Source organism: Pseudomonas sp. R4-15 (genome assembly GCF_055768815.1).
On the sequence record NZ_CM147293.1, the window covers coordinates 1521147 to 1544102 of the forward strand.

At 66.7% G+C, this 22956-nt stretch carries 23 protein-coding genes and 1 riboswitch; of the genes, 11 read left to right on the forward strand and 12 right to left on the reverse strand.

From position 1 onward, the window contains the following. Window positions 1-5: 5 nt before the first annotated feature. The 5 genes from ACYRGX_RS07130 to ACYRGX_RS07150 all read right to left on the reverse strand — a co-directional run bounded on the left by ACYRGX_RS07130 (window position 6) and on the right by ACYRGX_RS07150 (window position 4036). Window positions 6-464 (reverse strand): LEA/WHy family protein, encoded by a 459-nt coding sequence (locus ACYRGX_RS07130; RefSeq protein ID WP_473055913.1) that lies wholly within the window; start codon window positions 462-464, stop codon window positions 6-8. A gap of 271 nt (window positions 465-735) precedes the next feature. After that, window positions 736-1635 carry a metal ABC transporter ATPase gene (locus tag ACYRGX_RS07135; protein ID WP_473055914.1) on the reverse strand — a complete coding sequence of 300 codons (900 nt, stop codon included), beginning with the start codon at window positions 1633-1635 and terminating at the stop codon, window positions 736-738. A gap of 33 nt (window positions 1636-1668) precedes the next feature. Next, window positions 1669-2481, reverse strand: a complete 813-nt coding sequence (locus ACYRGX_RS07140; RefSeq protein ID WP_473055915.1) for an aldo/keto reductase — start codon at window positions 2479-2481, stop codon at window positions 1669-1671. Then, window positions 2478-3650 (reverse strand): NAD(P)/FAD-dependent oxidoreductase, encoded by a 1173-nt coding sequence (locus ACYRGX_RS07145; RefSeq protein ID WP_473055916.1) that lies wholly within the window; start codon window positions 3648-3650, stop codon window positions 2478-2480. Before ACYRGX_RS07145 ends, ACYRGX_RS07140 begins: the two co-directional genes overlap by 4 nt. Window positions 3651-3703: 53 nt before the next feature. Continuing rightward, a complete protein-coding gene (locus ACYRGX_RS07150) occupies window positions 3704-4036 on the reverse strand; it encodes a DMT family transporter (protein ID WP_473055917.1) in 333 nt (110 codons plus the stop codon). 92 nt (window positions 4037-4128) lie between these two features. Here ACYRGX_RS07150 and ACYRGX_RS07155 point away from each other — a divergent pair, with 92 nt between their 5' ends. Together ACYRGX_RS07155 and waaA are read left to right on the forward strand one after the other, a co-directional pair. After that, window positions 4129-5010, forward strand: a complete 882-nt coding sequence (locus ACYRGX_RS07155) for a LysR family transcriptional regulator (protein ID WP_473055918.1) — start codon at window positions 4129-4131, stop codon at window positions 5008-5010. Between the two features lie 480 nt (window positions 5011-5490). Beyond that, entirely contained in the window at window positions 5491-6768 is a 1278-nt protein-coding gene (waaA, locus tag ACYRGX_RS07160; protein WP_473055919.1) for a lipid IV(A) 3-deoxy-D-manno-octulosonic acid transferase, read from the forward strand. A 6-nt stretch (window positions 6769-6774) separates the two neighbouring features. Here the strand turns inward: waaA and ACYRGX_RS07165 are convergent, their stop codons facing one another. Beyond that, window positions 6775-8208, reverse strand: coding sequence for a TolC family outer membrane protein (locus ACYRGX_RS07165; protein ID WP_473055920.1), 1434 nt, complete (start codon window positions 8206-8208; stop codon window positions 6775-6777). A gap of 155 nt (window positions 8209-8363) precedes the next feature. Continuing rightward, window positions 8364-8470: riboswitch (TPP riboswitch) on the forward strand. 84 nt (window positions 8471-8554) lie between these two features. Here ACYRGX_RS07165 and thiC point away from each other — a divergent pair. Beyond that, entirely contained in the window at window positions 8555-10438 is a 1884-nt protein-coding gene (thiC, locus tag ACYRGX_RS07170) for a phosphomethylpyrimidine synthase ThiC (protein ID WP_473055921.1), read from the forward strand. Window positions 10439-10498: 60 nt separating this feature from the next. Continuing rightward, the gene (gene cytX, locus ACYRGX_RS07175) at window positions 10499-11791 is read left to right on the forward strand and encodes a putative hydroxymethylpyrimidine transporter CytX (protein WP_473055922.1); all 1293 of its coding nucleotides are present in this window, start codon (window positions 10499-10501) and stop codon (window positions 11789-11791) included. Window positions 11792-11919: 128 nt separating this feature from the next. Here the strand turns inward: cytX and clpB are convergent, their stop codons facing one another. From clpB to rluD, 3 genes are all read right to left on the reverse strand, one after another. Continuing rightward, the gene (clpB, locus tag ACYRGX_RS07180) at window positions 11920-14484 is read right to left on the reverse strand and encodes an ATP-dependent chaperone ClpB (protein WP_473055923.1); all 2565 of its coding nucleotides are present in this window, start codon (window positions 14482-14484) and stop codon (window positions 11920-11922) included. Between the two features lie 166 nt (window positions 14485-14650). Continuing rightward, window positions 14651-15370: a peptidoglycan editing factor PgeF gene (gene pgeF, locus ACYRGX_RS07185; protein ID WP_473055924.1), complete on the reverse strand. Its 720-nt coding sequence runs from the start codon at window positions 15368-15370 to the stop codon at window positions 14651-14653. After that, the gene (gene rluD, locus ACYRGX_RS07190; protein ID WP_473055925.1) at window positions 15370-16341 is read right to left on the reverse strand and encodes a 23S rRNA pseudouridine(1911/1915/1917) synthase RluD; all 972 of its coding nucleotides are present in this window, start codon (window positions 16339-16341) and stop codon (window positions 15370-15372) included. Before rluD ends, pgeF begins: the two co-directional genes overlap by 1 nt. Window positions 16342-16490: 149 nt before the next feature. Between rluD and ACYRGX_RS07195 the strand changes: the two genes are divergently transcribed. Further along, complete coding sequence (locus ACYRGX_RS07195) at window positions 16491-17486, forward strand: outer membrane protein assembly factor BamD (RefSeq protein WP_473055926.1); 996 nt, start codon at window positions 16491-16493, stop codon at window positions 17484-17486. A gap of 78 nt (window positions 17487-17564) precedes the next feature. Here ACYRGX_RS07195 and ACYRGX_RS07200 read toward each other — a convergent pair whose 3' ends face one another. Next, window positions 17565-17735, reverse strand: coding sequence for a DUF3094 family protein (locus ACYRGX_RS07200; protein WP_473055927.1), 171 nt, complete (start codon window positions 17733-17735; stop codon window positions 17565-17567). 112 nt (window positions 17736-17847) lie between these two features. Between ACYRGX_RS07200 and ACYRGX_RS07205 the strand changes: the two genes are divergently transcribed. From ACYRGX_RS07205 to yacG, 6 genes are all read left to right on the forward strand, one after another. Then, window positions 17848-18273: a GNAT family N-acetyltransferase gene (locus ACYRGX_RS07205; protein ID WP_473055928.1), complete on the forward strand. Its 426-nt coding sequence runs from the start codon at window positions 17848-17850 to the stop codon at window positions 18271-18273. Further along, window positions 18270-18740, forward strand: coding sequence for an FAD/FMN-containing dehydrogenase (locus ACYRGX_RS07210; protein WP_473055929.1), 471 nt, complete (start codon window positions 18270-18272; stop codon window positions 18738-18740). Before ACYRGX_RS07205 ends, ACYRGX_RS07210 begins: the two co-directional genes overlap by 4 nt. Next, window positions 18737-19447 (forward strand): energy-coupling factor ABC transporter permease, encoded by a 711-nt coding sequence (locus ACYRGX_RS07215; protein WP_473055930.1) that lies wholly within the window; start codon window positions 18737-18739, stop codon window positions 19445-19447. The genes ACYRGX_RS07210 and ACYRGX_RS07215 overlap by 4 nt, the downstream gene beginning before the upstream one ends. 88 nt (window positions 19448-19535) lie before the next feature. Continuing rightward, window positions 19536-19751 carry a hypothetical protein gene (locus tag ACYRGX_RS07220; protein WP_473055931.1) on the forward strand — a complete coding sequence of 72 codons (216 nt, stop codon included), beginning with the start codon at window positions 19536-19538 and terminating at the stop codon, window positions 19749-19751. Window positions 19752-19881: 130 nt separating this feature from the next. Continuing rightward, window positions 19882-20490 carry a dephospho-CoA kinase gene (gene coaE / locus ACYRGX_RS07225; protein ID WP_473055932.1) on the forward strand — a complete coding sequence of 203 codons (609 nt, stop codon included), beginning with the start codon at window positions 19882-19884 and terminating at the stop codon, window positions 20488-20490. Beyond that, the gene (gene yacG / locus ACYRGX_RS07230) at window positions 20487-20681 is read left to right on the forward strand and encodes a DNA gyrase inhibitor YacG (protein WP_473055933.1); all 195 of its coding nucleotides are present in this window, start codon (window positions 20487-20489) and stop codon (window positions 20679-20681) included. Before coaE ends, yacG begins: the two co-directional genes overlap by 4 nt. Before the next feature lie 180 nt (window positions 20682-20861). On the opposite strand, the gene ACYRGX_RS07235 is transcribed toward yacG, so the two are convergent. Next, complete coding sequence (locus ACYRGX_RS07235) at window positions 20862-21734, reverse strand: prepilin peptidase (protein ID WP_473055934.1); 873 nt, start codon at window positions 21732-21734, stop codon at window positions 20862-20864. A gap of 2 nt (window positions 21735-21736) precedes the next feature. Continuing rightward, entirely contained in the window at window positions 21737-22954 is a 1218-nt protein-coding gene (locus tag ACYRGX_RS07240; RefSeq protein WP_473055935.1) for a type II secretion system F family protein, read from the reverse strand. Window positions 22955-22956 lie beyond the last annotated feature (2 nt).

Here is a 22956-nt window from a genome sequence, read left to right on the forward strand (position 1 = left end):
CGGGCTCAGCGCAAAGCGTCCCAGTCGAGGGTGCCGCGCTCTTCGAAGCGCACGCCGTTGAAGGGGCCGGCGGCGAGCTTGCCGGTGAGGCGGTAGGGCAGTCCCTGGCCCGGAGGCTCGGCCCCCAGTTGCCAGCCCTGGCGCAGCAGCGACAGCCCGGAAATGCTCATCGGTACCTCCAGCACCCGCTCGCCGAAGCCCGGCAGGCTGCCGCTCTCGGCGGAGACGCCGCTGGCCAGTGGCTGGCCGTTGACCTCCAGTTGCAGCGACAGGCCGCGATAGTCGATGGCTTCCTCGTTGGGGTTCTGTACCCGCAGGCGTGCGGCGAAGCGCACTTCCAGTCCTTCGCCGGGTAGCGGTTGCAGGCCGGCGAGGCTGACCCGTGGCGGATCGCGCTGCAGACTGCTGCAGCCGGCGAGCAGCGCCAGCAGGAGGTAGGCGGGCAGGCCTTTCAGATAGGACATGGCGATCTCCCTGGGACGTAGCGTTAAGGCCATGGCGAACTGGGGCGGGTTCCGCGCTGTACGAAATTCGTTCGATCGGCCACAGCCGGCGGCGCATCCGGGCTGCGTGGAGCTACCGACAGACTATCCACAGGGAGGCGCACAGCGACTGTGCAGAACTCCAGAGACGCTGCTCGTTTTTTGATCTATGGGCTGTAGGCCACGTGGTGCCTGGGCTGTGGACGGCTACCGACAGGCTGTCCACAGGCAGGCACACAGTTGCTGTGGGTGGTTAGCCGCCGCAGGCGCGCTGGGCTGGGGCGTGGCGTGCCAGCCAGTCCTTCCAGGCGATGCGCTCGTCGCGCACCAGCCAGCCGTCCTGCGCGGCGAAGCTTTCGGCGAGAAACAGTCCACGGGTGGAAACGGGCGTCGTCTGGCCACGGCGCAGGGTGAACAGCTCGCCGCTGGGCACGCGATCGGCGAGCAGCGGCACCAGGTAGAGATCGGGCCGCGAGCGGTCCAGGCGGGAGACCAGTTGGCCGTCTTCGAGATTGTCCTCGGCATGGTAGAAGCTTGCCTGGTGCAGCTCCGGCGGCAGTTCCAGACGCAGGTCATAGACCAATTGCAGCGAGGCCGTGGGCAGGTGCACGTAGGCGCGCGGGCGCTCCAGCAGGTGCAGGTTGCCGCATTGCACCGGTCGTGCCGCGCCGGACAGCGGCTGCAGGTTGAAGTGGCTGCGGCTGAGGTAGCGCAGAGCGCCCTCGTAGGGGGTCGGCAGCCAGGTCGGGCCGTAGCGCCCGGCGAGCCAGCCCTCGGGCGTCTCGATCAGGCACTCCTCGGCGACTTCCTGGATGGCGGTGAGCAGCGGCAGGTTGATCTCGTGGGCCGGTACGTAACCGGAGATCGGTTTGAGCACCACGTCGCCACGGTCGTTGCGTCGCTGACGGACCAGCAGCCAGTGGTCGCGGCCGTGCCATTCGACGGTCAGGCGCACCGATACGCCGAGGTTGGCCAACTCCGCGGTGAAACGTTGCGGGTCGTCGATCTGCAGCGGCTGGCGACGTTCGAGCACTTCGCCGAAATTCAGCGGACGCCCCAGGCTCTGGTAGCTCAGGTGGTCCGGCGTGGCTTCGACCAGCAGGGGCAGGGTCTTGAACGTGCCGGGATTCTTTCTCAGCAGGGTTCTGGCCATGTGCAACTCCTCGTCGTCGTGGTGACTGAGTTCTTATTCTCCACGGATCACGGCGCTTGCCGAGGCGACATTATGAACCAGGTGCAACGGATCGATGGTGCCGACGATGGCCGAGCCGACGCCCGGTTCCGCGAAGATCGCCGCGAAGCTGGCGCGTACCGGGTCTTCGCCGCTGGTGAGGCAGGCGTGTCCGCTGGCCAGCGCCTTCTTCACCAGGATGCCCTTGGCGTGGGTCGCGGCATATTCGATCACCGGCCGCTCGGCCTGCTCGGCGAGGTTGAAGGTGACCATCGCGCAATCGCCCTGTTCGAGGGCCAGCAGGCCGCCCTCGACGGTCTTGCCGGAGAGCCCGAAGGCGCCGATCTTGCCCTCGCGCTTGAGCTCGGCGAGGGTCTCGTAGACGCCGCTCTCGCGCAGGATCCGCAGGTCGTTGCCGTCCGAATGCACCAGTACCAGTTCGATGTGCTCGGTGTGCAGGCGACGCAGGCTGCGCTCCACTGAAAAACGCGTATGCGCCGGGGAAAAGTCGAAGCGCGACTGGCCGTCATCGAACTCTTCACCCACCTTGCTGACGATCACCCAGGCATCGCGCTGGCCGCGCAGCAGCGGGCCGAGGCGCTCCTCGCTGCGCCCGTAGGCCGGTGCGGTATCGATGAGGTTGATGCCCAGGTCGCGGGCCTGGGAAAGCAGCGCGGCGGCCTCGCGGTCGTCCGGGATGCGGAAACCCTGGGGATACTTCACGCCCTGGTCGCGGCCGAGCTTGACGGTGCCCAGTCCCAGCGGCGAGACCTGGTAGCCGGTACTGCCCAGCGGGCGCAGCAGGTCGTGCAGGCTGGCCTTGATCAAAAGGCGTCCTCCCAGGCTGGGCGCGCCAGCGGCGGGCGCGGCAGTTCGGGCAGGGCGGGGTACTCGCCCGGAGTGATGCCGTCGCGCGCCAGGCTGGCGAGCACGCGGTCGGCCAGGTCCGGCGCCAGGGCCAGTTTGGTCGGCCAGGCCACCAGCAAGGGCGCCTGTTCGGCGAGGAAGGCGTTGTCCGGGCGCACCAGGCCGGATTGCGCCGGCTCCGCGCGCTCCACCCGCAGGGTCGCCCAGCGTGCGCTGGAGAGATCGACCCAGGGCACCAGCTCTTCCAGTTCGCGACGTGCGCGGGCGATCTGCTGGGCTTCGTCGCGGGCCACGCCGTCGGCCTCGGCGAGATCGCCCCCCAGGTACCAGACCCACTCGCCGTCGCTGGCCGGATGGCTGGTCACGGTGATGCGCGGCTTGCTGCCACCCCCCAGGCAGTGGGCGTAGAGCGGCTTGAGCATCGGTCCCTTGAGCATGACCATGTGCAGCGGGCGGCGCTGCATCTGTGGCTGGCTCTGTTCCAGTGCGGCGAGCAGCGCCTCGTTGCCGGCACCGGCGCTGAGCACGATGCGCCGTGCGCGGATGCGGATGCCGTCCGCACGCAGGCCGAGCAGACGGCCGTCCTCGGCGCGCCAGGGACGCAGCTCGCTCGCCGCGAGCAGTCCGTCGCCAACCAGTTCGGCCAGTCGTGCGATCAGGCTCGGAACGTCCAGCACCAGTTCGGCGAGGCGGTAGACCTTGCCCTTGAAGCGGCGGTCCTGCAGCGCCGGCGGCAGTTCCTCGCCCTTCACCTGGGCGACCCGCGAGCGCACCGCCTTGCTGGCGAAGAAACTGGTCAGGTTGCCGGCCAGGGTACCGGGCGACCACAGGTAGTGGGCGTCGGAGAGCAGCCGTACGCCGGAGAGGTCCAGCTCGCCATTTCCTTCGAGCGCCGCGCGCCAGCGCCCGGGCATGTCCGCGATGGCCTCGGAAGCGCCGGTCAGGGCCCCGTGCAGGGCGTATTTGGTGCCGCCATGGATGATCCCCTGGGACTTCACGCTCTGCCCGCCGCCGAGGGCACCACTTTCCACCAGCAGGGTGGCGAAGCCCTTGCGGCGCAAGCGCGCCGCCAGCCAGAGGCCGGCGACGCCGCCGCCGACGATCAGCACATCGGTCGAGAGTTCTTGCATGGATGAGGCCTTGGCGAAAAACGGTAGAGCAGTATAACCGCCTGAGGTGCCCCTCAGTGCCCGCTGCTGACCGAGAACAGCTGGATGATCGCGACGCCCGCGACGATCAGCCCCATGCCGAGCAAGGCTGGCAGGTCCGGCTTCTGCCCGTACAAAAACAATGCGGCGAGGTTCACCAGGACGATGCCCAGCCCGGCCCAGACCGCATAGGCGATGCCCACCGGTATGCTCCGCACCACCAGCGCGAGCATCCAGAAGGCGAGGAGGTAGCCACAGATCACCAGCAGCAGCGGCAGGGGCTTGCTCAGGCCCTGCACGGACTTGAGCGAGGCGGTGGCGATCACCTCCGCGGCGACGGCGATGGCCAGATAGAGATAGCCGGACATGGGAACAGCCTCCGCAGGTGGGTTGAGGTGGGCGAGTCTAGTAGAATTCCTTATGGATCAAAGTTAACAGCCATCTGGATCGGTGATAGGTCATGCAGTGGAACCTGGATCAGCTGGAAGCCTTTCTCGTGGTCTGCGAGCAGGGTTCCTTCTCCGCCGCCGGGCGCCGCCTGGGGCGTGCGCAGTCGGCAATCAGCCAGGCGGTGGCGAGTCTCGAGGACGACCTCGGCTTCGCCCTGTTCGCCCGTAGCGGCGGCCGCCAGCCGCAGCTCACCGAGGCGGGGCGGGCACTGCGCGAGGAAGCCCGCGCGGTGCTGCGCCAGTGCCAGCGCCTGCAGGCGCGTGCCGACGGCCTGTCGGCCGGGCAGGAAGTCAGCCTGCGCCTGGCGGTCGATGAGGCGATGCCCTATCCACCGGTGCTGGACAGCCTCGAAGCGCTTTCCGGTGTGTTTCCCCTGCTCGAGGTACAGCTTTCCAGTGCCGGGCAGGGCGAGGTGGCGCGCAAGCTGCTGGAACGTCGTGCCGACCTTGGGCTGCTGTTCCACCACGAGCAGATGCCCGCCGGCCTGGAGCGCCGTCGCCTGGGTACCATCGAGATGGTGACCGCCTGCGGCGCTCGCCATCCCCTGGCGCAGCTTGGGCGGGTGGATCGTCGCCAGCTTGGCGAGCACCGCCAGTTGCTGATGGCGCTGCCGGACAGCGCCTATCCGGGCAGCGAACAGGTGGCCCCGGCGATCTGGCGCGCCGACAGTTTCTACGTCATGGCCGAACTGCTCACGCGCGGCCTGGGCTGGGCCTGGCTGCCGCGCCATGTGGTGCAGTACCCGGCCTATCAGGGTCTGCTCTGCGAACTCGCCAGCGACTGGGCGCCGCCACCCCTGGTGGTCGAGCTGGTCAGCCGCCGCGACGCCGCCCTGGGGCCTGTGGCGCAGTGGCTGGCGGCGCAGTTGGCCGAGCAGTTGCGCGGGTTGTGAGCGGCGAGACGCTACAGCCGAAGCGAAGTGGCTTGGCTTCTGCACAGCCTCTGTGGGCCTGCCTGTGGATAGTCTGTCGGCACCTGTCTGGGAGCTACGATTGGCGCGGCCTGGCGCCGATCGTTCAATAAACGAGCAGCCCGTTTGCGGTTCTGCACAATCGCTGTGAGCCGGCCTGTGGGTAAGTTGTCGGTAGCCGGCTGCGTGCCACGGCTGGCGCCGTCTGCCGGGAATCGCTCGATAAATGATCAGGGCGGGAGCCGGTAAAGTCCCCGGGTAGAGGTCCCGGCAGGTTTTTGCGGCATGTTGTCCACCTCGCCGGGTTTTCCAAGACTTCTGTGCGCCGGCCTGTGGACAGTCTGTCGGCATCTGGCTGGGAACCACGGCTGGCGGGGCCTGGCGGAGTCTGTACGAGAAATGAGCAGGCGCAACGACGCAAGTCGCTTGGCTATCGCCATGGCTCTGCTAATCTGCGCGGCCATGAACCGTCTCCTCTATTCCCTGCTGTTCCATCTCGCCCTGCCCGTGCTGTTGGCACGCCTCTACTGGCGCGCGCGCAAGTCGCCGGCCTATGCCCGGCGCATCGGCGAGCGATTCTCCTTTGGCCTGCCCAAGCTGCGCCCCGGTGGCATCTGGGTGCACGCGGTGTCGGTGGGCGAGAGCATCGCCGCGGCGCCGATGATCCGTGAGCTGATGGCGCGCTATCCACAGCTGCCGATCACCGTGACCTGCATGACGCCAACCGGCTCGGAGCGCATCCACGCGCTGTTTGGCGACAAGGTCCAACATTGCTACCTGCCCTACGACCTGCCCTGGGCGGCGGCGCGTTTCCTCAGCCGCCTGCGCCCGCGCCTGGCGGTGGTGATGGAAACCGAGCTGTGGCCCAACCACATTCACCAATGCGCGCGCCGCGGGATTCCCGTGGCGCTGGCCAACGCGCGGCTGTCCGAGCGTTCGGCGCGGGGCTATGCGCGCTTTTCCCGGCTGACCGCGCCGATGCTCGCCGAGTTGTCGCTGATCGCCGTGCAGACCGAGGCGGAGGCGCAGCGCTTTCGCACGCTTGGCGCTCGCCCGGCGAGCGTGCGCGTGAGTGGTTCGATCAAGTTCGACCTGCACATCGACCCGCAACTGCCGGAGCGCGCCGCGCAGCTGCGCGCGGACTGGCGTGCCGGCCTGCGGCCGCTGTGGATCGCCGCCAGCACCCATGCCGGTGAGGACGAGATCGTCCTCGCCGCGCACCGGCGCCTGCTCGCCAGCCATCCGGAGGCGCTGCTGATCCTGGTGCCGCGGCATCCCGAGCGCTTTGGCGACGTGCATGCGCTGTGCCTGCGCGAAGGTTTCAAGGCGATTCGCCGCTCCTCGGGCGATTACCCCGGCGAAGCGGTGCAGGTGCTGGTGGGCGACAGCATGGGCGAGTTGCTGTTTCTCTACGCGTTGGCCGATGTGGCCTTCGTCGGTGGCAGCCTGGTGCCCAACGGCGGGCACAATCTGCTGGAGCCGGCGGCGCTGGGCAAGCCCGTGCTCAGTGGCCCACACCTGTTCAACTTCCTCGACATCGCCGGGCAGTTGCGCGATGCCGGCGCCCTGCGCGAAGTCGACGGCGAGCAGGCGCTGGCACAGGAGGTGGCGAAGCTGTGGGATGCGCGCGAGGCGCGGCAGCGCATGAGCGAGGCCGGGCAGCGCGTGCTGCGGCGCAACCAGGGCTCCCTGGCGCGCCTGCTGGAGTGGCTCGGCGGATTGCTGCGCGCGGCCCGCTGAGCGCCCTCAGGGACGCGTAGCGGGCGTCTCGTCGTGGCCTTGCAGGTCCGGCGGGAGGAAGTCGCGGGCCGGATCGTAGTTCGGGTCCAGGTACTGCGCGAGCTGCACCAGATCGTCCGGCGCCAGGGTGCCGGCGGCCTGCTTCAGGCGCAGGTTGTCGAGGATGTAGTCGTAGCGTGAGTTGTTGTAGTCACGTACCGCGGCATACAGCTGACGCTGGGCATCGAGCACGTCGACGATATTGCGCGTACCGACTTCGTAGCCGACCTCGGTCGCTTCCAGCGCGCCCTGGTTGGAGACGATCGACTGGCGCCGCGCGGCGACCTGCTCGACATCGGTGTTCACCGCGCGATGCAGGTTGCGGGTGTTCTGCACCACCTGGCGGCGCAGGCTCTCGCGGTTCTGTTCGCTCTGTTCGAGCAGGTGATAGGCCTGGCGCGACTGGGACGTGGTCAGGCCGCCGCTGTACAGCGGGATGCTCAGTTGCACGCCGATCACGCGCTGGTCGACCTCGCCACCGTAATGCACGCCCAGCGATTCGTTGAGCTGGGAGTTGGTGAATCCGAGGGCATCGTTATCACCCCGTTCGAAACTGGCCACCGCATCCAGCGTCGGCGCGTGGCCGGAGCGGCGCTGGCTGACGGTCTGTCGCGCGGCATCGACGGCGAAGGCGCTGGCCTGCAATTGCAGGTTCTGCGCCACGGCGGTGTCCACCCAGGCGACCGCATCGTTGGGCGTGGGCGGCAGGATCGGCAGGTCGTGGCGGATGCCTTCGAGCGAATAGAAGCGCCGGTTGGTCAGCGCGGTCAGGTTCTCCAGCGCATCGGACACGGAGCGCTCGGCGAGCAAGCGTCCGGCGCGTGCGGTGTCGTAGCCGGCCTGCGCCTGGAGTGTGTCGGTACGGTCGGAGAGGCCGACCTGAAAGCGTTCGTTGGCCTGTTCGAGCTGGCGGCGGAAGGCGGCTTCCTCGGCGCGTGCGGTGGCCAGCGCATCCTGTGCGCGGAGCACTGCGAAGTAGGCCTCGGCGCTGTTCAGGATCAGCCCCTGTTCGCTTGCCGAATACTCCAGGGCGGCCTGTTCGCTGACCGACTCGGCGGCCTTCAGGCCGAACCAGCGGTCGGCACGGAACAGCGGCTGGCTGAGGCTGGCGCGCCAGGAGGCGCCGTTGCGTTCGACGGTCGCCGAGGGCTGCTCCAGCGCCGTACGGCTGTCGCTGACGCCGGCGGTCACACCGATCGAGGGCAGCAGCCCGGCTCGGGCCTGGGGCACGCCTTCCTGGCGTGCGGCGAGCCCGGCACGGGCGGCCGCCAGGTCGGCGTTGTTCTGCGCCGCCTGCTGGTAGACGTAGAGCAGGTCGGTGTTGACTGAGGAGGTAGGTTCCTGGGCGTGGGCGGTGGTGGCGCAGGCCACGGCAATCGCCAGCGAGAGACGGCGCAGCATATCGAATCCTGAAATGCCGGGGAGGGGATAGGGAAGGCTAAGTGGCGTCCCTCGGGGGGTCAAGCGCCGTGCAGGCGGCGTTTGTGCCAAGCAGCGTTGCAGCGATGCAACGATGACGGCCCTGGCGGGCGCGGTGGTGGGCGTATAGACTGCGCGGGTTCTTGTCGGGGTGCCCAGAAGCGTGGGCTGAGATCGGAGAGTTCCGGATCCCGTTGAACCTGATCGAGTTAAGGCTCGCGTAGGGAACAAGATGTGCTCGCCATGCTCAGTGGCGATCCCTCTCGCACCAGCGGTGCGTCCGTCCGCCCTCAGGTTCGACTCCGACATCCACTCCAGGAGCCAGCCGATGCGTGCCGACAATCCCAAGAAGCTCAGCGAATCCGCCCAGGTCGACCAGCAGTCGATCCAACCCTTCCCGCGTTCGCGCAAGGTCTACGTGCAGGGCTCGCGGCCCGATATCCGCGTACCGATGCGCGAGATCGAGCTGGACGTCACGCCCACCGCCTTCGGTGGCGAGATCAATCCGCCGGTGACGGTCTATGACACTTCCGGTCCCTACACCGACCCGAACGTGAGCATCGACGTGCGCCAGGGGCTGAGCGACGTGCGCAGTGCCTGGATCGAGGAGCGTGGCGATACCGAGCGCTTGGCCGGGCTGTCCTCCGAGTTCGGCCAGCGTCGCCTGGACGACGCCGAGCTGTCCGCGATGCGTTTTGCCCACGTGCGCAACCCGCGCCGGGCCAAGGCCGGACACAACGTCAGCCAGATGCACTACGCCAAGAAGGGCATCATCACGCCGGAGATGGAGTTCATCGCCATCCGCGAGAACATGAAGCTGGCCGAAGCCCGCGAAGCTGGTCTGCTGGGCGAACAGCACGCCGGCCACAGCTTCGGCGCCAACATCCCGAAAGAGATCACCCCCGAGTTCGTGCGCAGCGAAGTCGCCCGCGGCCGCGCCATCATCCCGGCCAACATCAACCACGTCGAACTGGAGCCGATGATCATCGGCCGCAACTTCCTGGTGAAGATCAACGGCAATATCGGCAACTCGGCGCTGGGCTCCTCCATCGAGGAAGAAGTGGCCAAGCTGACCTGGGGCATCCGCTGGGGCTCGGACACGGTGATGGACCTGTCCACCGGCAAGCACATCCACGAGACCCGCGAGTGGATCATCCGCAATTCGCCGGTACCCATCGGCACCGTGCCGATCTACCAGGCGCTGGAGAAGGTCGGCGGCATCGCCGAGGACCTGACCTGGGAGCTGTTCCGCGACACCCTGATCGAGCAAGCCGAACAGGGCGTGGACTATTTCACCATCCACGCCGGCGTGCTGCTGCGCTACGTGCCGCTGACCGCCAAGCGCGTCACCGGCATCGTCAGCCGTGGCGGCTCGATCATGGCCAAGTGGTGCCTGGCGCATCACAAGGAAAACTTCCTCTACACGCACTTTGACGACATCTGCGAAATCATGAAGGCCTACGACGTGTCCTTCTCCCTGGGTGACGGCCTGCGCCCCGGCTCCATCGCCGATGCCAACGACGCCGCGCAGTTCGGCGAGCTGGAAACCCTCGGCGAGCTGACCAAGGTCGCCTGGAAGCACGACGTGCAGTGCATGATCGAAGGCCCCGGCCACGTGCCGATGCACCTGATCAAGGAGAACATGGACAAGCAGCTCGAATGCTGCGACGAAGCGCCGTTCTACACCCTCGGCCCGCTGACCACCGACATCGCACCGGGCTACGACCACATCACCAGCGGCATCGGCGCGGCGATGATCGGCTGGTTCGGCTGCGCCATGCTCTGCTACGTCACGCCCAAGGAGCACCTGGGCCTGCCGAACAAGGATGACGTGAAGACCGGCATCATCACCTACAAGATCGCCGCCCACGCCGCCGACCTCGCCAAGGGCCACCCCGGCGCGCAAATCCGCGACAACGCCCTCTCCAAGGCGCGCTTCGAGTTCCGCTGGGAAGACCAGTTCAACCTCGGCCTCGACCCGGACACCGCGCGCGCCTACCACGACGAGACCCTGCCCAAGGACTCGGCCAAGGTGGCGCACTTCTGCTCCATGTGCGGGCCGAAGTTCTGCTCGATGAAGATCACCCAGGAGGTCCGCGACTACGCCGCCGAGCATGGCCTGAGCGAAGAGCAGAAGGCCATCGAGGCCGGCTTCGCCGAACAGGCCGAGCGCTTCCGCGACGAAGGCTCGGTGATCTACAAGCAGGTGTGAGTCCCCGCGGACGGGTGCCGGTCGCCCGTCCTTTCTTGCCTTCCTGATTCGGTAATCGACATGGCTGTTTCTTCCGGCGCGTTCGCGCCAACCCTAGCGGTTCCCGCCGAGCAGCGGGTGTTTGGCGCGCGCGATCTGTTCGCCCTGTGGTTCTCCCTCGGCGTCGGGCTGATGGTGCTGCAACTGGGCGCCTTGCTGGCGCCCGGACTGGGCCTGGCCGGCGGGCTCGCGGCGATCGTCGCCGGTACGCTGGTCGGCGTGCTGCTGCTCGGGGCGGTCGCGGTGATCGGCTGCGACACGGGCCTGGCGAGCATGGCCGCGCTGCGCCTGAGCCTGGGGCGGCATGGCGCCGCGTTGCCGGCGCTGCTCAATCTGCTGCAACTGGTCGGTTGGGGCGCCTTCGAGATCATCGTGATGCGCGATGCCGCCAGCCTGCTGGGGCGTGGGGCCTTCGGCGCGGACAGCCTGCTGGGCGATCCGCTGCCCTGGACCCTGGCGTTCGGCGCCCTGGTGACGCTGCTGGCAGTGTCGGGGCCGCTCACCTTCGTGCGCCGGGTACTGCGCAAATGGGGGCTCTGGCTGCTGCTGGGTGCCTGCCTCTGGCTGACCTGGAACCTGTTCGACAAAGCCGATCTGGCGGGGCTCTGGGCGCAAGCGGGGGATGGCTCGCTGCCGTTCGCCCTGGGCTTCGATATCGCGTTGGCGATGCCGCTGTCCTGGCTGCCGCTGATCGCCGATTACAGCCGCTTTGGTCGCCGCGCCGGGAGTGTCTACCTGGGCACCGTGCTCGGCTTCTTCCTCGGTAACCTGTGGTTGATGGGACTGGGCGTGGCCTACACCCTGGCGTTCGCCCCGAGCGGCGAGGCCAATGCGCTGTTGCTGGCCCTGGCCGGCGCCGGATTGGGGATTCCGCTGCTGCTGATCCTGCTCGACGAGGCGGAAAACGCCTTCGCCGACGTGCACTCGGCGGCGGTCTCGCTGGGGCTGTTGCTACCGTTCTCGGTGCGTTGCCTGGCCCTGGCGCTGGGCGTGCTGTGCACCGCCATCGCCTTGCTCGCGCCGTTGGCGGAGTACCAGAATTTCCTGCTGCTGATCGGCTCGCTGTTCGCACCGCTGTTCGGCGTGGTGCTGGCTGACCACTTCCTGCTACGCAAGCGCCAGTCGGTCCCCTTGCAGGGCCTGCGTCTGGACGCGTTGCTGGCGTGGGGTCTGGGGGTGGCGTTGTTCCAGCTGCTCTCGCGCAACTGGCCGGAGATCGGCGCCAGCCTGCCGGCGCTGTTCGCCTCGGCCGTGCTGCTGCTGGTATTCGCGCGTTTGCGCCCTGGGCTGCGGGGCGCTCGCGCTGGCGTTTAGTGGGGGACAGGGTTCCCCCTCTCCCGCGAGGGGAGAGGGAGTGTTCGTGCAGGCCGGCGGCCTCAATGACAACCGCAGCGCCGCTCAGCTCCCCTCGCCCCTTGCGGGAGAGGGAGCATGGACCCGTCTTAGTCGAAGACGATCTCGTCGTCCGCGACCTTGGCGTGGATCACCGCGCCCGGGGCGAAGCTGCCAGAGAGGATGCGCTGCGCCAGCGGGTTCTCGATCCAGCGTTGGATGGCGCGCTTCAGCGGGCGCGCACCGTACACGGGGTCGTAGCCGACGGCGATCAGCTTGTCGATGGCCTCGTCGGTCAGCTCCAGTGACAGCTCGCGTTCGGCCAGACGCTGACGCAGGCGCGACAGCTGGATCTGTGCGATGCCGGCGATCTGCTCCTTGCCCAGCGGGTCGAACACCACCACCTCGTCGATACGGTTGACGAACTCCGGACGGAAGTGCGTGGACACCGCGTCCATCACCGCCGCGCGCTGGGCCTCGGCATCGCCGGCCAGCTCCTGGATCTGCGAGGAGCCCAGGTTGGAGGTCATCACCACCACCGCGTTGCGGAAGTCCACGGTGCGCCCATGGCTGTCGGTCAGGCGGCCGTCCTCGAGCACCTGCAGGAGGATGTTGAAGACGTCCGGGTGGGCTTTTTCGACCTCATCGAGCAGCACCACCGCGTAGGGTTTGCGCCGCACGGCCTCGGTCAGGTAACCGCCTTCCTCGTAGCCGACGTAGCCCGGAGGCGCACCGATCAGCCGCGCCACGGCGTGTTTCTCCATGAACTCGGACATGTCGATGCGGATCATCGCCTCCTCGGTATCGAAGAGGAATTCCGCCAGTGCCTTGCACAGTTCGGTCTTGCCGACGCCGGTCGGGCCGAGGAAGAGGAACGAGCCGCTGGGGCGGTTCGGGTCGGCGAGGCCCGCGCGGGAGCGGCGCACGGCATTGGCCACGGCGACCACCGCGTCGTGCTGGCCGATGACGCGTTTGTGCAGCTCGTCTTCCATGCGCAGCAGTTTGTCGCGCTCGCCTTCGAGCATCTTCGACACCGGGATGCCGGTCCACTTGGAAACGACCTCGGCGATTTCCTCCTCGGTCACCTTGCTGCGCAGCAACTGGTTTTCCACCGGGCTGTGCTGGTCGGCCATCTGCAGGCTGCGCTCCAGGTCCGGGATGATCCCGTACTGCAGCTCGGCCATGCGATTGAGGTCACCCTTGCGACGCGCCGCCTCGAGTTCGGTGCGCGCCTGTTCCAGGCGCTGTTGCAACTGCGCGGAGCCCTGCACCTCGGCCTTCTCGGACTTCCAGATTTCCTCGAGGTCGGCGTACTCGCGCTGCAGCTTGTCGATGTCTTCCTCGAGCTTGGCCAGGCGTTTGCGCGCGGCGTCGTCTTCCTCTTTCTTCAGCGCCTGGCGTTCGACCTTGAGCTGGATCAGCCGGCGGTCGAGGCGGTCCAGCGCCTCGGGCTTGGAGTCGATCTCCATGCGGATGCGGCTGGCGGCTTCGTCGATCAGGTCGATGGCCTTGTCCGGTAGCTGGCGGTCGGTGATGTAGCGGTGCGAGAGCTTGGCCGCGGCGATGATCGCGCTGTCGGTGATGGTGACCTTGTGGTGCACCTCGTAGCGTTCCTTCAACCCGCGCAGGATGGCGATGGTGTCTTCCTCGCTGGGCTCGTCGACCAGCACCTTCTGGAAACGGCGCTCCAGGGCGGCGTCCTTCTCGATGTACTGGCGGTATTCGTCGAGGGTGGTGGCGCCCACGCAGTGCAGCTCGCCGCGCGCCAGCGCGGGTTTGAGCATGTTGCCGGCATCCATGGCGCCCTCGGCCTTGCCGGCCCCGACCATGGTGTGCAGCTCGTCGATGAACAGGATGATCCGGCCTTCCTGCTTGGACAGCTCGTTGAGCACGGCTTTGAGGCGCTCCTCGAACTCACCGCGGAACTTCGCACCGGCGATCAGCGCGCCCATGTCCAGGGCCAGCAGGCGCTTGTCCTTGAGACCGTCGGGTACTTCGCCGTTGATGATGCGCTGGGCCAGGCCCTCGACGATGGCGGTCTTGCCGACGCCGGGTTCGCCGATCAGCACCGGGTTGTTCTTGGTCCGGCGCTGCAGCACCTGGATGGTCCGGCGGATCTCGTCGTCACGGCCGATCACCGGGTCGAGCTTGCCGTCCTCGGCGCGCTTGGTCATGTCGACGCAGTACTTGTCCAGCGCCTGGCGCGATTCCTCGGCGTTGGCGTCGTTCACCGCCTCGCCGCCGCGCAGGTTGTCGATGGCGTTCTCCAGCGCCTTGCGCGAGACGCCCTGGCCGAGCAGCAGCTTGCCGAGGGTGGTGTTGTCGTCCATCGCGGCGAGCAGCACCAGCTCGCTGGAGATGAACTGGTCGCCTTTCTGCTGGGCCAGGCGGTCGGCCTGGTTGAGCAGGCGCGCCAGGTCCTGCGAGAGGTTCACGTCGCCGGTGGGGTTCTGGATCTTCGGCTGTGCATCGAGGGCCTTGTCCAGCCCCTGCTTGAGGCCGTTGATGTCGAAGCCGACCTGGCGTAGCAGCGGCTTGATGCTGCCACCCTGCTGGTCGAGCAGCGCGGACATCAGGTGGATTGGCTCGATGGCCGGGTGGTCGTGCCCAACGGCCAGGGACTGGGCGTCGGACAGGGCAAGTTGCAGCTTGCTGGTCAAACGGTCGATACGCATGGGTTCACCTTCCTGTAGAGAGAGCAGGCTGGCGTAGGAAAAGGCCGGAGCATCGATATCCGCCCGGGATCAGCAACGGGAGCCTGCCTGGATGACAGTGTAGATAGGGGCGTTGTGGCGGGTTTCAAGCGTGCCGGCGGCTTGCCGGGCTTTGTGTTGATCCGCGTCAGTCGAGCCAGATCAGCGAGGCGAAGCGCCCGGTGGGGTTGGCGCGGCGGTAGGAATAGAAGCGCAGGTCGCTGAAGGTATCCAGGCCGCCACCGTAGACGGCGCTCACGCCCCGTGCGGCGAGGCGGATGCGCGCCAGTGCGTAGAGGTCGGCCATCAGCTTGCCCGGGTTGCTTGAGGCAACGAAGGCGCTGGCGGCCTGCGGATGTGCGCTGACGAAGGCCTCGCGCACCTCGGCGCCGACTTCGAAGGACTGCGGGCCGATGGCCGGTCCCAGCCATGCCAGTACGTCGGCGGCGGGGCAGGCAAGGGTGTCCAGGGTGGCTTCCAACACGCCGCCGGCGAGTCCGCGCCAGCCGGCGTGGGCGGCGGCCACACGGCTGCCGGCACGGTCGCAGAAGAGTACCGGCAGGCAGTCGGCGGTCATTACCGTGCAGGCGCGGCCGGGTTCGTCGCTCCAGCTGGCATCCGCGCAGGCCACGTCACCATCGGCGGCGCGTACCACATCGATGGAGTGCACTTGGTTCAGCCAGACGGGCTGACAGCCTAGCTGTTCGACCAGGCGTCGACGGTTCTCGGCCACGGCGAGGGGGGCGTCGCCGACGTGATCTCCGAGATTGAGGCCGGCATAGGGCCCGACGCTGACGCCACCGTCGCAGGTACTGACGGCGGCTTTGACGCGCCTCGGCGCGGGCCAGTCGGGCGTCAGCCATTGCATCAGACGAAGGACTCGTGGTCCTGGCGCAGCAGGGTGAGCAGCCAGGTGAAATCGTCCGGCAGCGGCGAATCCCATTTCATGCGCTTGCCAGTGGCTGGATGATCCAGCTCCAGGAAGCGCGCGTGCAGGGCCTGGCGGGGGAAATGCTTGAGGGTTTCCACCAGCGTCGGGCTGGCGGCCGGCGGAATGCGGAAGCGACCGCCGTAGGTCTGGTCCCCGACCAGCGGAAAACCGACATGGGACATGTGCACGCGGATCTGGTGAGTGCGGCCGGTCTCCAGCTTGACGCGTACGTGGGTGTGCGAGCGGAAGCGCTCCAGCACCCGGTAGTGACTGATCGCCGGCTTGCCGCCGTCGGTGACCGCCATGCGTTGGCGCTGGCTGGAACTACGACCAATGGGGGCGTTCACCGTGGCGCCGGAGGTCACCACGCCGACCACGATGGCCTCGTAGATGCGACTGACGCTGCGCTTCTGCAATTGCGCGACCAGGTCGGTGTGCGCCTCCAGCGTCTTGGCGACCACCATCAGCCCGGTGGTGTCCTTGTCCAGGCGGTGCACGATGCCGGCGCGTGGCAGGTGCGCGGCATTCGGCACGTGATGCAGCAGCGCGTTGAGCAGGGTGCCGTCGGCATGCCCGGCGGCTGGATGCACGACCAGCCCGGCGGGCTTGTCCAGCACCAGCAGGTGATCGTCCTCGTAGACGATGTCCAGATCCAGCGCCTGGGGCTGCCAGTCGCCCTGGATCTGTTGTTCGGCTGCCAGCTCCAGTACGGCGCCACCATGCACGATGTCGCGCGGGCGCAGGCTGGCACCGTCGACGGTCAACGAACCGTCCTTGATCCAGCCGGACAGGCGCGAACGGGAGTGATCGTCGAAGAGTTGCGCGGCGATCTGGTCGAGGCGTTGACCGCCCATTTCCTGGGGGACTTCGGCTCGGAGCTGAATGATCTGCTTGTCGGTCTGCGGCATCTGGGCGGGGGCGAGGCTCAGGACTTTGGTTTCGCCCTGGCGCTTGTGATTAAATACGACGCTTTATGGACCCCGGTGCGACCGGGGTGGCCACTATAACAGACGGCCGGGCACGAGACAGCCGGGCCGTCACGGGGACACACGCTACCATGCACGTGAAACACCTGCTGCTGATCGCCTCGCTCGTCCTGACCGCGGCCTGTTCCTCCAAGCCTGAACAGGTAGATGAAAACCTCAGCGAGGGCGAGCTGTACCAGCAGTCCCAGGAATCGCTCGATAACGGCAGCTACACCACCGCCATCGCTCGCCTGCGTGCCCTGGAGTCTCGCTACCCGTTCGGTCGCTATGCCGAGAAAGCGCAGCTCGACCTGATCTACGCCTACTACAAGAACGTCGAGCCCGAGGCTTCACGTTCGGCGGCTGATCGTTTCATCCGCCTGCACCCGCAGCATCCCAACGTCGACTACGCCTACTACATGAAGGGCGTGTCGTCGTTCGACCAGGATCGTGGCCTGTTGGCGCGCTTCCTGCCGCTGGACATGACCAAGCGTGACCCGGGCGCGGCGCGCGATTCCTACAACGACTTCGCTCAGTTGGTCGCCCGTTACCCGGGCAGCCGCTACTCGCCGGACGCCAAGCAGCGCATGATCTACCTGCGCAATCTGCTGGCGGCCTACGAGATCCATGTCGCCCATTACTACCTGACCCGTCACGCCTACGTGGCCGCGGCCAACCGTGGCCGCTACGTGGTGGAAAACTTCCAGCAGACGCCCTCGGTGGGCGACGGCCTGGCGGTGATGGTCGAGGCCTATCAGCACCTGGGTCTGGACGACCTGGCCGCGAGCAGCCTGGAAACCCTGAAGGCGAACTACCCGGACAACCCGAGCCTGGAAGACGGGGTCTTCGTGCAGCGCGAGAAGGACGACGAGCAGCGCTCCTGGTTGGCGCGCGCAACGCTTGGCCTGATCGAGTCCGAAGAGCCGCTGCCGCCGGGCGAGACCCGCGCCAGTCGTGATGTGATTCGCCAGTACCAGAACGCCCAGGAAGACATCCCCGAGGAGCTGCAGGCCGACCTGGACGCGGCCGAGGGCGCGCCGGCCAAGCGTTCCTGGTTCAGCCGCCTGACCTTCGGGCTGTTCGACTGAGGTTAGGGCCTGCCGCCCGAGGCATGAGAGAGGCGCCCGTGCCAAGCACGCGGCGCCTCTTTTCGTTGGGTAGCGGCCTCAGTGCGCCAACCCCGCCAGCCAGCGGCTCAGCAAACCCAAGGCCAGCACGCAGGCCAGCAGCACGCCGAGCAGCAGCCAGGGCCGGAACGCCCGGCGTGGTCGCCGGTGCTGCGGTGCGTTCAGGTACTCATCGACACGGGCTTGGTCGCGTGGGTCAAGACGTGGCATGGGCAGCGTCCTCGGCTACGGTCGTTTCTCGCCAGTCTAGTCGCGGCAAGTGGTCGCAGCTGGGCGCGGCAGGTCGGGTTATGCTGAAGGACAGTTCTTGTGGAGCCCCATCATGCAGTTACGTGCCGTCCAGCCCGAGGATCATTCGGCGCTCTATGCCCTCTGGGCGGGAACCCCTGGGCTACGCCTGCGCGCGGATGACGAGATCGCTGCGTTCACTCGCTACCTGCAGCGCAACCCCGGTTTGAGCCTGCTGATCGAGGCGGACGCCGAGGTCGTGGCCGGCGTGATGGTCGGGCACGACGGGCGCCGGGGTTATCTGCAGCATCTGGTGGTGGCCCCGCGCTATCGACGTCGCGGATTGGCCTCCCGGCTCCTCGACGAGGCGCTTGCACGACTGCGCGCCGAGGGTATCCGCAAGAGTCACGTCTTCGTTCTCGATGACGCTTCCCAGGCGCAGGCGTTCTGGGCCGCCCAGCCAGGCTGGGAGCAGCGTCGCGATATCCATGTTCATTCGACCCATGAGTTACATCCATGAAGTTATTTCGCATGCTTTGTCTCGCCGCGTTGTTGCCGGGGATGGCCCAGGCGCTGGAAACCGGCGACACGCTGCGTCCCTGGACGCTGCTGGACCAGTTCGATCAGCCCTACACCCTCGGCGACGACACCCGGGTGTTGCTGGTAGCCGCCGACATGGACGCCGCCGGACTGGTGAAACAGGCGTTCGGCGACGCGCCGGCGCAGACGCTCAGCCAGCATCGGGCGGCGTTCCTGGCCGACATCAGCCGCATGCCGGGACCGATCGCCACGTTATTCGCGATACCCGCGATGCGTGACTACCCCTATCGGGTCCTGCTCGATCGTCAGGCGCGGGTCGTGCCGCGCTATCCGGTGGAGGAGGGCAAGGTGCTCTGGCTCGGTCTGGACAGCGGCAAGGTTACCCGCGTGCGGCAGTTCGACGATGCCGCCGCCTTGCGTGCGGCACTCGACGACAGCGCGCCGTGATCGCCAGCCACCTGCTCTCTGCCCAGGCCCAGGGACTGGGCTGGTTGCTGTATGCGGCGGCCCTGCTCTGGGCTCTGTGGCGCGCGCCCTGGCTGGAGCTGTTCAGCGACAGTCGGCGCCAGCACCTTTTGTTCGGCACCGTCCTCGCCCTGTTCCTGCTGTGGCTGGTACGCCGCGACTTCGACTCCGGGTTGTCCTTCCACTTCATCGGCATGACCGCCGTGACCCTGCTGCTCGACTGGCCCCTGGCGGTGCTCGGCGGGGCTGCGGCTCAGCTGGCTCTGGTGCTGATGGGGCATCAGTCACTCGCGGCGATGGGACTCAATGGGGTGTTGATGGTCCTGCTGCCGATACTGGTCACCGAAGGCTGCGCGGTGTTGGTGGAGCGTAAGCAGCCGCGCAATCTCTTCGTCTACATCTTTTGCTCGGGATTCTTTCCGGCGGCGCTGTCCGCGCTGGTCTGCATTCTTGCCGGTCTGGGCGTGCTGCTGGTGGACGGCCGTTATCCGATGCCGCCATGGCTGGATGAATTCGCCGGCTATATCTGGTTGGTGATGTTTCCCGAGGCGTTCATCAACGGCACCGCAATCAGCGCCCTGGTGGTGTTCTATCCGGACTGGCTGGAAACCTTCAACCGCAGTCGCTATCTCTCCGCGCCCTGGAAAGACGAGAAGCACGGAGGGGGCGGTCGCGGCGATCCGCCCTGATTTGAGGCGTGGCGTTGATGCGCATCAAGATCGCCGCCAGGGGAGCTGCTGAAGATGTGCCCTCGGATCATCGACTCGGGGGAGTGGCATGAGCAGACACGAATGGGCACGCGAGGCGTTGCAGGACATACTCGACGAGGCACGCTTGAACGGCTACGAGGAAGGCTTGATGTTGCGAGCTCTGCTGGGCGTGGTGGTCGAGCGTAGCAAGGACTCGCGCAGTCAGGCGGACCTGGCCCAAGAGCTGATATTTCTCGCCGACAACCTGGACGATGACCGCGACTACGCGTTCATGCGCCCCTGAATTCACGCCTTTATCCTGCACCGCCGCTCGCCTGGTTCACCCTGGCTGACGAGCCGGGCGGCCTTCGGCATGCGCTTCAGATGGCTTATCATGCCGCCCCGGCCTTTTCGGCCGAGCGATTGGGAAGGCCATGAAACCCTGGATACTCGGATTGACCGGCGGCATCGGCAGCGGCAAGAGCGCGGCTGCGGCGCGTTTTGTCGAACTCGGCGTGCACGTGGTCGACGCCGACCAGGCGTCGCGCTGGGTGGTCGAGCCCGGGCGTGAAGCGCTCACGCGGATCGCCGAGCACTTTGGCGCAGGCGTGCTGCAAGCCGATGGCGCGCTGGATCGGGCGGCACTGCGCCGGCGGATCTTCGAGGATGCCGAGCAGCGACGTTGGCTGGAGGCGCTGTTGCATCCGCTGATCAATCAGGAGGTCGCCCAGGCGCTTCAGCGCGCCGAATCGCCCTATGCGATCCTCATGTCGCCGCTGCTGGTCGAATCGAAGCAGGCCCGCATGGTTCAGCGGCTACTCGTCGTGGATGCGCCCGAGGCGCTGCAGATCAGTCGCGCGATGAGCCGCGACGGCGTTGACGAGGCCCAGGTGCGCGCCATCCTGCAGGCGCAGGCAGCACGGCAGGCGCGTCTCGCCAAGGCCGATGACGTCCTGCTCAACGACGGCGACTTGGGGCAGTTGCACGCGAAGGTCGATGAGCTTCATCGTTTCTACCTGAGCCTCAAAGGAGGACAGCCATGAGCATTACCGTAGCCTGCCCGACCTGTGGCAAGCCCGTGGCCTGGGGGCCGCAAAGCCCGGCCAGGCCTTTTTGCAGCGAGCGCTGCAAGCTGATCGATCTTGGCGCCTGGGCCGCCGAAGAGCACAGCATCCCGGGTGATCCGCTGGATGACGAACCGTTTTCCACTCCGCCGTCCGAGCGTAATCACTAGGTTCGCGAGCCTGATCGCAAACCACGGATAAACGCACTGGCTTACCTCTCTCCAGCCATTTCCCGTGGTGTGGTCCCAGCGTCTGGCACGGGATCTGAAGCCCCGCACGGAGAGCCCCTCGCCCCTCGCGGGAGAGGGGTTGGGGAGAGGGGGAGCCCAGGGCGGAAAATTGCCTCGCGCTCAGCGCAATCCCGCGAAGTGCAGATAGCTATCGGTAATCTGCTCGCCCCAGATCAAGGCGATCCACCCCGCCAGGGCCAGGAACGGCCCGAAGGGGATTGGCGTACCGCCTTCGGCACGGCGCAGGCGCAGCATCAGGCCGCCGATCAGCGCGCCGACCAGAGAGGACAGCAGGATCGTCAGTGGCAGCACCTGCCAACCACCCCAGGCGCCCAGCAGGGCGAGCAGCTTGAAGTCGCCGTGCCCCATGCCCTCCTTGCCCGTCAGCAGCTTGAACGCCCAGTACACCGACCACAGGCTGAGATAGCCGAAGACCGCGCCCCACAGCGCATCGGCGATGGGGACGAAGACGCCTTCGAGGTTGAGCAGCAAGCCCAGCCACAACAGCGGCAATACGAGGACGTCGGGCAGTATCTGGTGCTGCGCATCGATCAGGCTCATCGACAGCAGTCCCCAGGTCAGCAGCAACAGCGCGGCTGCCGGCCAGCCGAGACCGAGATGCCAGACGATGAAGGCACTGGCGATGCCGGAGGCAAGCTCCACCAGCGGATAGCGCAAACCGATCGGATGCCGACACGCGGAGCAGCGCCCACGCAGCAGCAGGTAGCTGAGGACCGGTACGTTTTCCCAGGGGCGGATTTCGTGGCCACAGGAGGGGCAGTGGGAGTTCGGCAGGATCAGATTGTAGGACGCTGCGGAGGGCTCAGGTGGCAGCTCCAGCAACTCCCGCGCTTCCTGGCGCCAGTCGCGCTGGAGCATGCGCGGCAAGCGGTGTATGACGACATTGAGAAAGCTGCCGATCAGCAGGCCGATGATGAAGGCACAGAGCGTCAGGGCCAGTCTGTTGCTGGCCAGAAATTCGATTATGGGCATTGTCAGACCACATTGCCGAGCTGGAAAATCGGCAGGTACATGGCGATGATCAAGCCACCGACCAGCACGCCAAGCACCACCATGATCATGGGTTCCATCAGTGCGGTAAGGTTGTCGACCTTGTTGTCGACCTCCTCCTCGTAATAGTTCGCCACCTTGTCGAGCATCGAGTCCAATGCGCCGGATTCTTCGCCGATGGCTGTCATCTGCACGGCCATGGCGGGAAACAGGTTGGTGGTGCGCATGGAAAAGTTCAGCTGCATGCCGGTTGAGACGTCCGTCTTGATGCGCTCCACCGCGCTCCTGAATACGGCATTACCGCTGGCGCCGGCAACCGAGTCCAAGGCTTCGACCAGGGGCACGCCCGCGGCAAAGGTCGTCGACAGTGTCCTGGCATAGCGGGCGACTGCCGCCTTGTAGATGATGTCGCCGACGACCGGTAGCTTGAGGATCCCGCGGTCCACGCCGTCGCGAAACTTCTTCGAGCGATGATGCGCTTCGCGCAACGCATAGCCCGCCACGAAGAAGAACAGCAAGACGATGAACCACCAGTCCTGCATGGCATTGGACATGCCAATGACCATCAGCGTGAAAGCAGGCAGTTCGGCGCCGAAGCCTGAAAATACTTCCTGGAATTGTGGAACGACCTTGACCAGCAGAATCCCGGTGACGATGACCGCGACCGCGATGACCATGATCGGATAGGTCATCGCCTTGCGGATTTTCTTCTTCAGCGACTCGGTCTTTTCCTTGTAGGTCGCGATACGGTCGAGCAGGGTTTCCAGTGCGCCGGATTGCTCGCCGGAGTCCACCAGGTTGCAATACAGTTCGTCGAAGTGGCGCGGGAATTTGCGTAGGGAATTGGCCAGGCTGTTACCGGCGGCCACTTCCTGCTTCACGTCCTCGATCAGCTTGCGCATGTTCGGGTTCTCGAAACCCTCGGCGATGATGTCGAAGGCGGACAGCAACGGAACCCCCGCCTTCATCATCGTGGCCATCTGCCGGGTGAACAGGGCGATGTCCAGCGGCTTGATCTTCTTGCCCGTGCCGAAGGTGAAACCCTTCTTGCGCACCTTGGTCGGGTTGATCCCTTGCTTGCGCAGCTGTGCCTTGACCAGCGCCGGGCTGGGCGAATTCATCTCGCCCTTGGTCTTGGTGCCCTTGCGGTCGGTGCCTTCCCAGACGAACAGGACGTTCTTCGGGACTTTCTGCTGGGCCATGG

Excerpts from the sequence above, each read along its gene's own strand:
- ACYRGX_RS07130 (WP_473055913.1), bottom strand. The coding sequence starts at position 464 with ATGTCCTATCTGAAAGGCCTGCCCGCCTACCTCCTGCTGGCGCTGCTC.
- ACYRGX_RS07135 (WP_473055914.1), bottom strand. The coding sequence starts at position 1,635 with ATGGCCAGAACCCTGCTGAGAAAGAATCCCGGCACGTTCAAGACCCTG.
- ACYRGX_RS07145 (WP_473055916.1), bottom strand. The coding sequence starts at position 3,650 with ATGCAAGAACTCTCGACCGATGTGCTGATCGTCGGCGGCGGCGTCGCC.
- ACYRGX_RS07150 (WP_473055917.1), bottom strand. The coding sequence starts at position 4,036 with ATGTCCGGCTATCTCTATCTGGCCATCGCCGTCGCCGCGGAGGTGATC.
- ACYRGX_RS07155 (WP_473055918.1), top strand. The coding sequence starts at position 4,129 with ATGCAGTGGAACCTGGATCAGCTGGAAGCCTTTCTCGTGGTCTGCGAG.
- waaA (WP_473055919.1), top strand. The coding sequence starts at position 5,491 with ATGAACCGTCTCCTCTATTCCCTGCTGTTCCATCTCGCCCTGCCCGTG.
- ACYRGX_RS07165 (WP_473055920.1), bottom strand. The coding sequence starts at position 8,208 with ATGCTGCGCCGTCTCTCGCTGGCGATTGCCGTGGCCTGCGCCACCACC.
- thiC (WP_473055921.1), top strand. The coding sequence starts at position 8,555 with ATGCGTGCCGACAATCCCAAGAAGCTCAGCGAATCCGCCCAGGTCGAC.
- cytX (WP_473055922.1), top strand. The coding sequence starts at position 10,499 with ATGGCTGTTTCTTCCGGCGCGTTCGCGCCAACCCTAGCGGTTCCCGCC.
- clpB (WP_473055923.1), bottom strand. The coding sequence starts at position 14,484 with ATGCGTATCGACCGTTTGACCAGCAAGCTGCAACTTGCCCTGTCCGAC.
- pgeF (WP_473055924.1), bottom strand. The coding sequence starts at position 15,370 with ATGCAATGGCTGACGCCCGACTGGCCCGCGCCGAGGCGCGTCAAAGCC.
- rluD (WP_473055925.1), bottom strand. The coding sequence starts at position 16,341 with ATGCCGCAGACCGACAAGCAGATCATTCAGCTCCGAGCCGAAGTCCCC.
- ACYRGX_RS07195 (WP_473055926.1), top strand. The coding sequence starts at position 16,491 with ATGCACGTGAAACACCTGCTGCTGATCGCCTCGCTCGTCCTGACCGCG.
- ACYRGX_RS07200 (WP_473055927.1), bottom strand. The coding sequence starts at position 17,735 with ATGCCACGTCTTGACCCACGCGACCAAGCCCGTGTCGATGAGTACCTG.
- ACYRGX_RS07205 (WP_473055928.1), top strand. The coding sequence starts at position 17,848 with ATGCAGTTACGTGCCGTCCAGCCCGAGGATCATTCGGCGCTCTATGCC.
- ACYRGX_RS07210 (WP_473055929.1), top strand. The coding sequence starts at position 18,270 with ATGAAGTTATTTCGCATGCTTTGTCTCGCCGCGTTGTTGCCGGGGATG.
- ACYRGX_RS07220 (WP_473055931.1), top strand. The coding sequence starts at position 19,536 with ATGAGCAGACACGAATGGGCACGCGAGGCGTTGCAGGACATACTCGAC.
- coaE (WP_473055932.1), top strand. The coding sequence starts at position 19,882 with ATGAAACCCTGGATACTCGGATTGACCGGCGGCATCGGCAGCGGCAAG.
- yacG (WP_473055933.1), top strand. The coding sequence starts at position 20,487 with ATGAGCATTACCGTAGCCTGCCCGACCTGTGGCAAGCCCGTGGCCTGG.
- ACYRGX_RS07235 (WP_473055934.1), bottom strand. The coding sequence starts at position 21,734 with ATGCCCATAATCGAATTTCTGGCCAGCAACAGACTGGCCCTGACGCTC.
- ACYRGX_RS07240 (WP_473055935.1), bottom strand. The coding sequence starts at position 22,954 with ATGGCCCAGCAGAAAGTCCCGAAGAACGTCCTGTTCGTCTGGGAAGGC.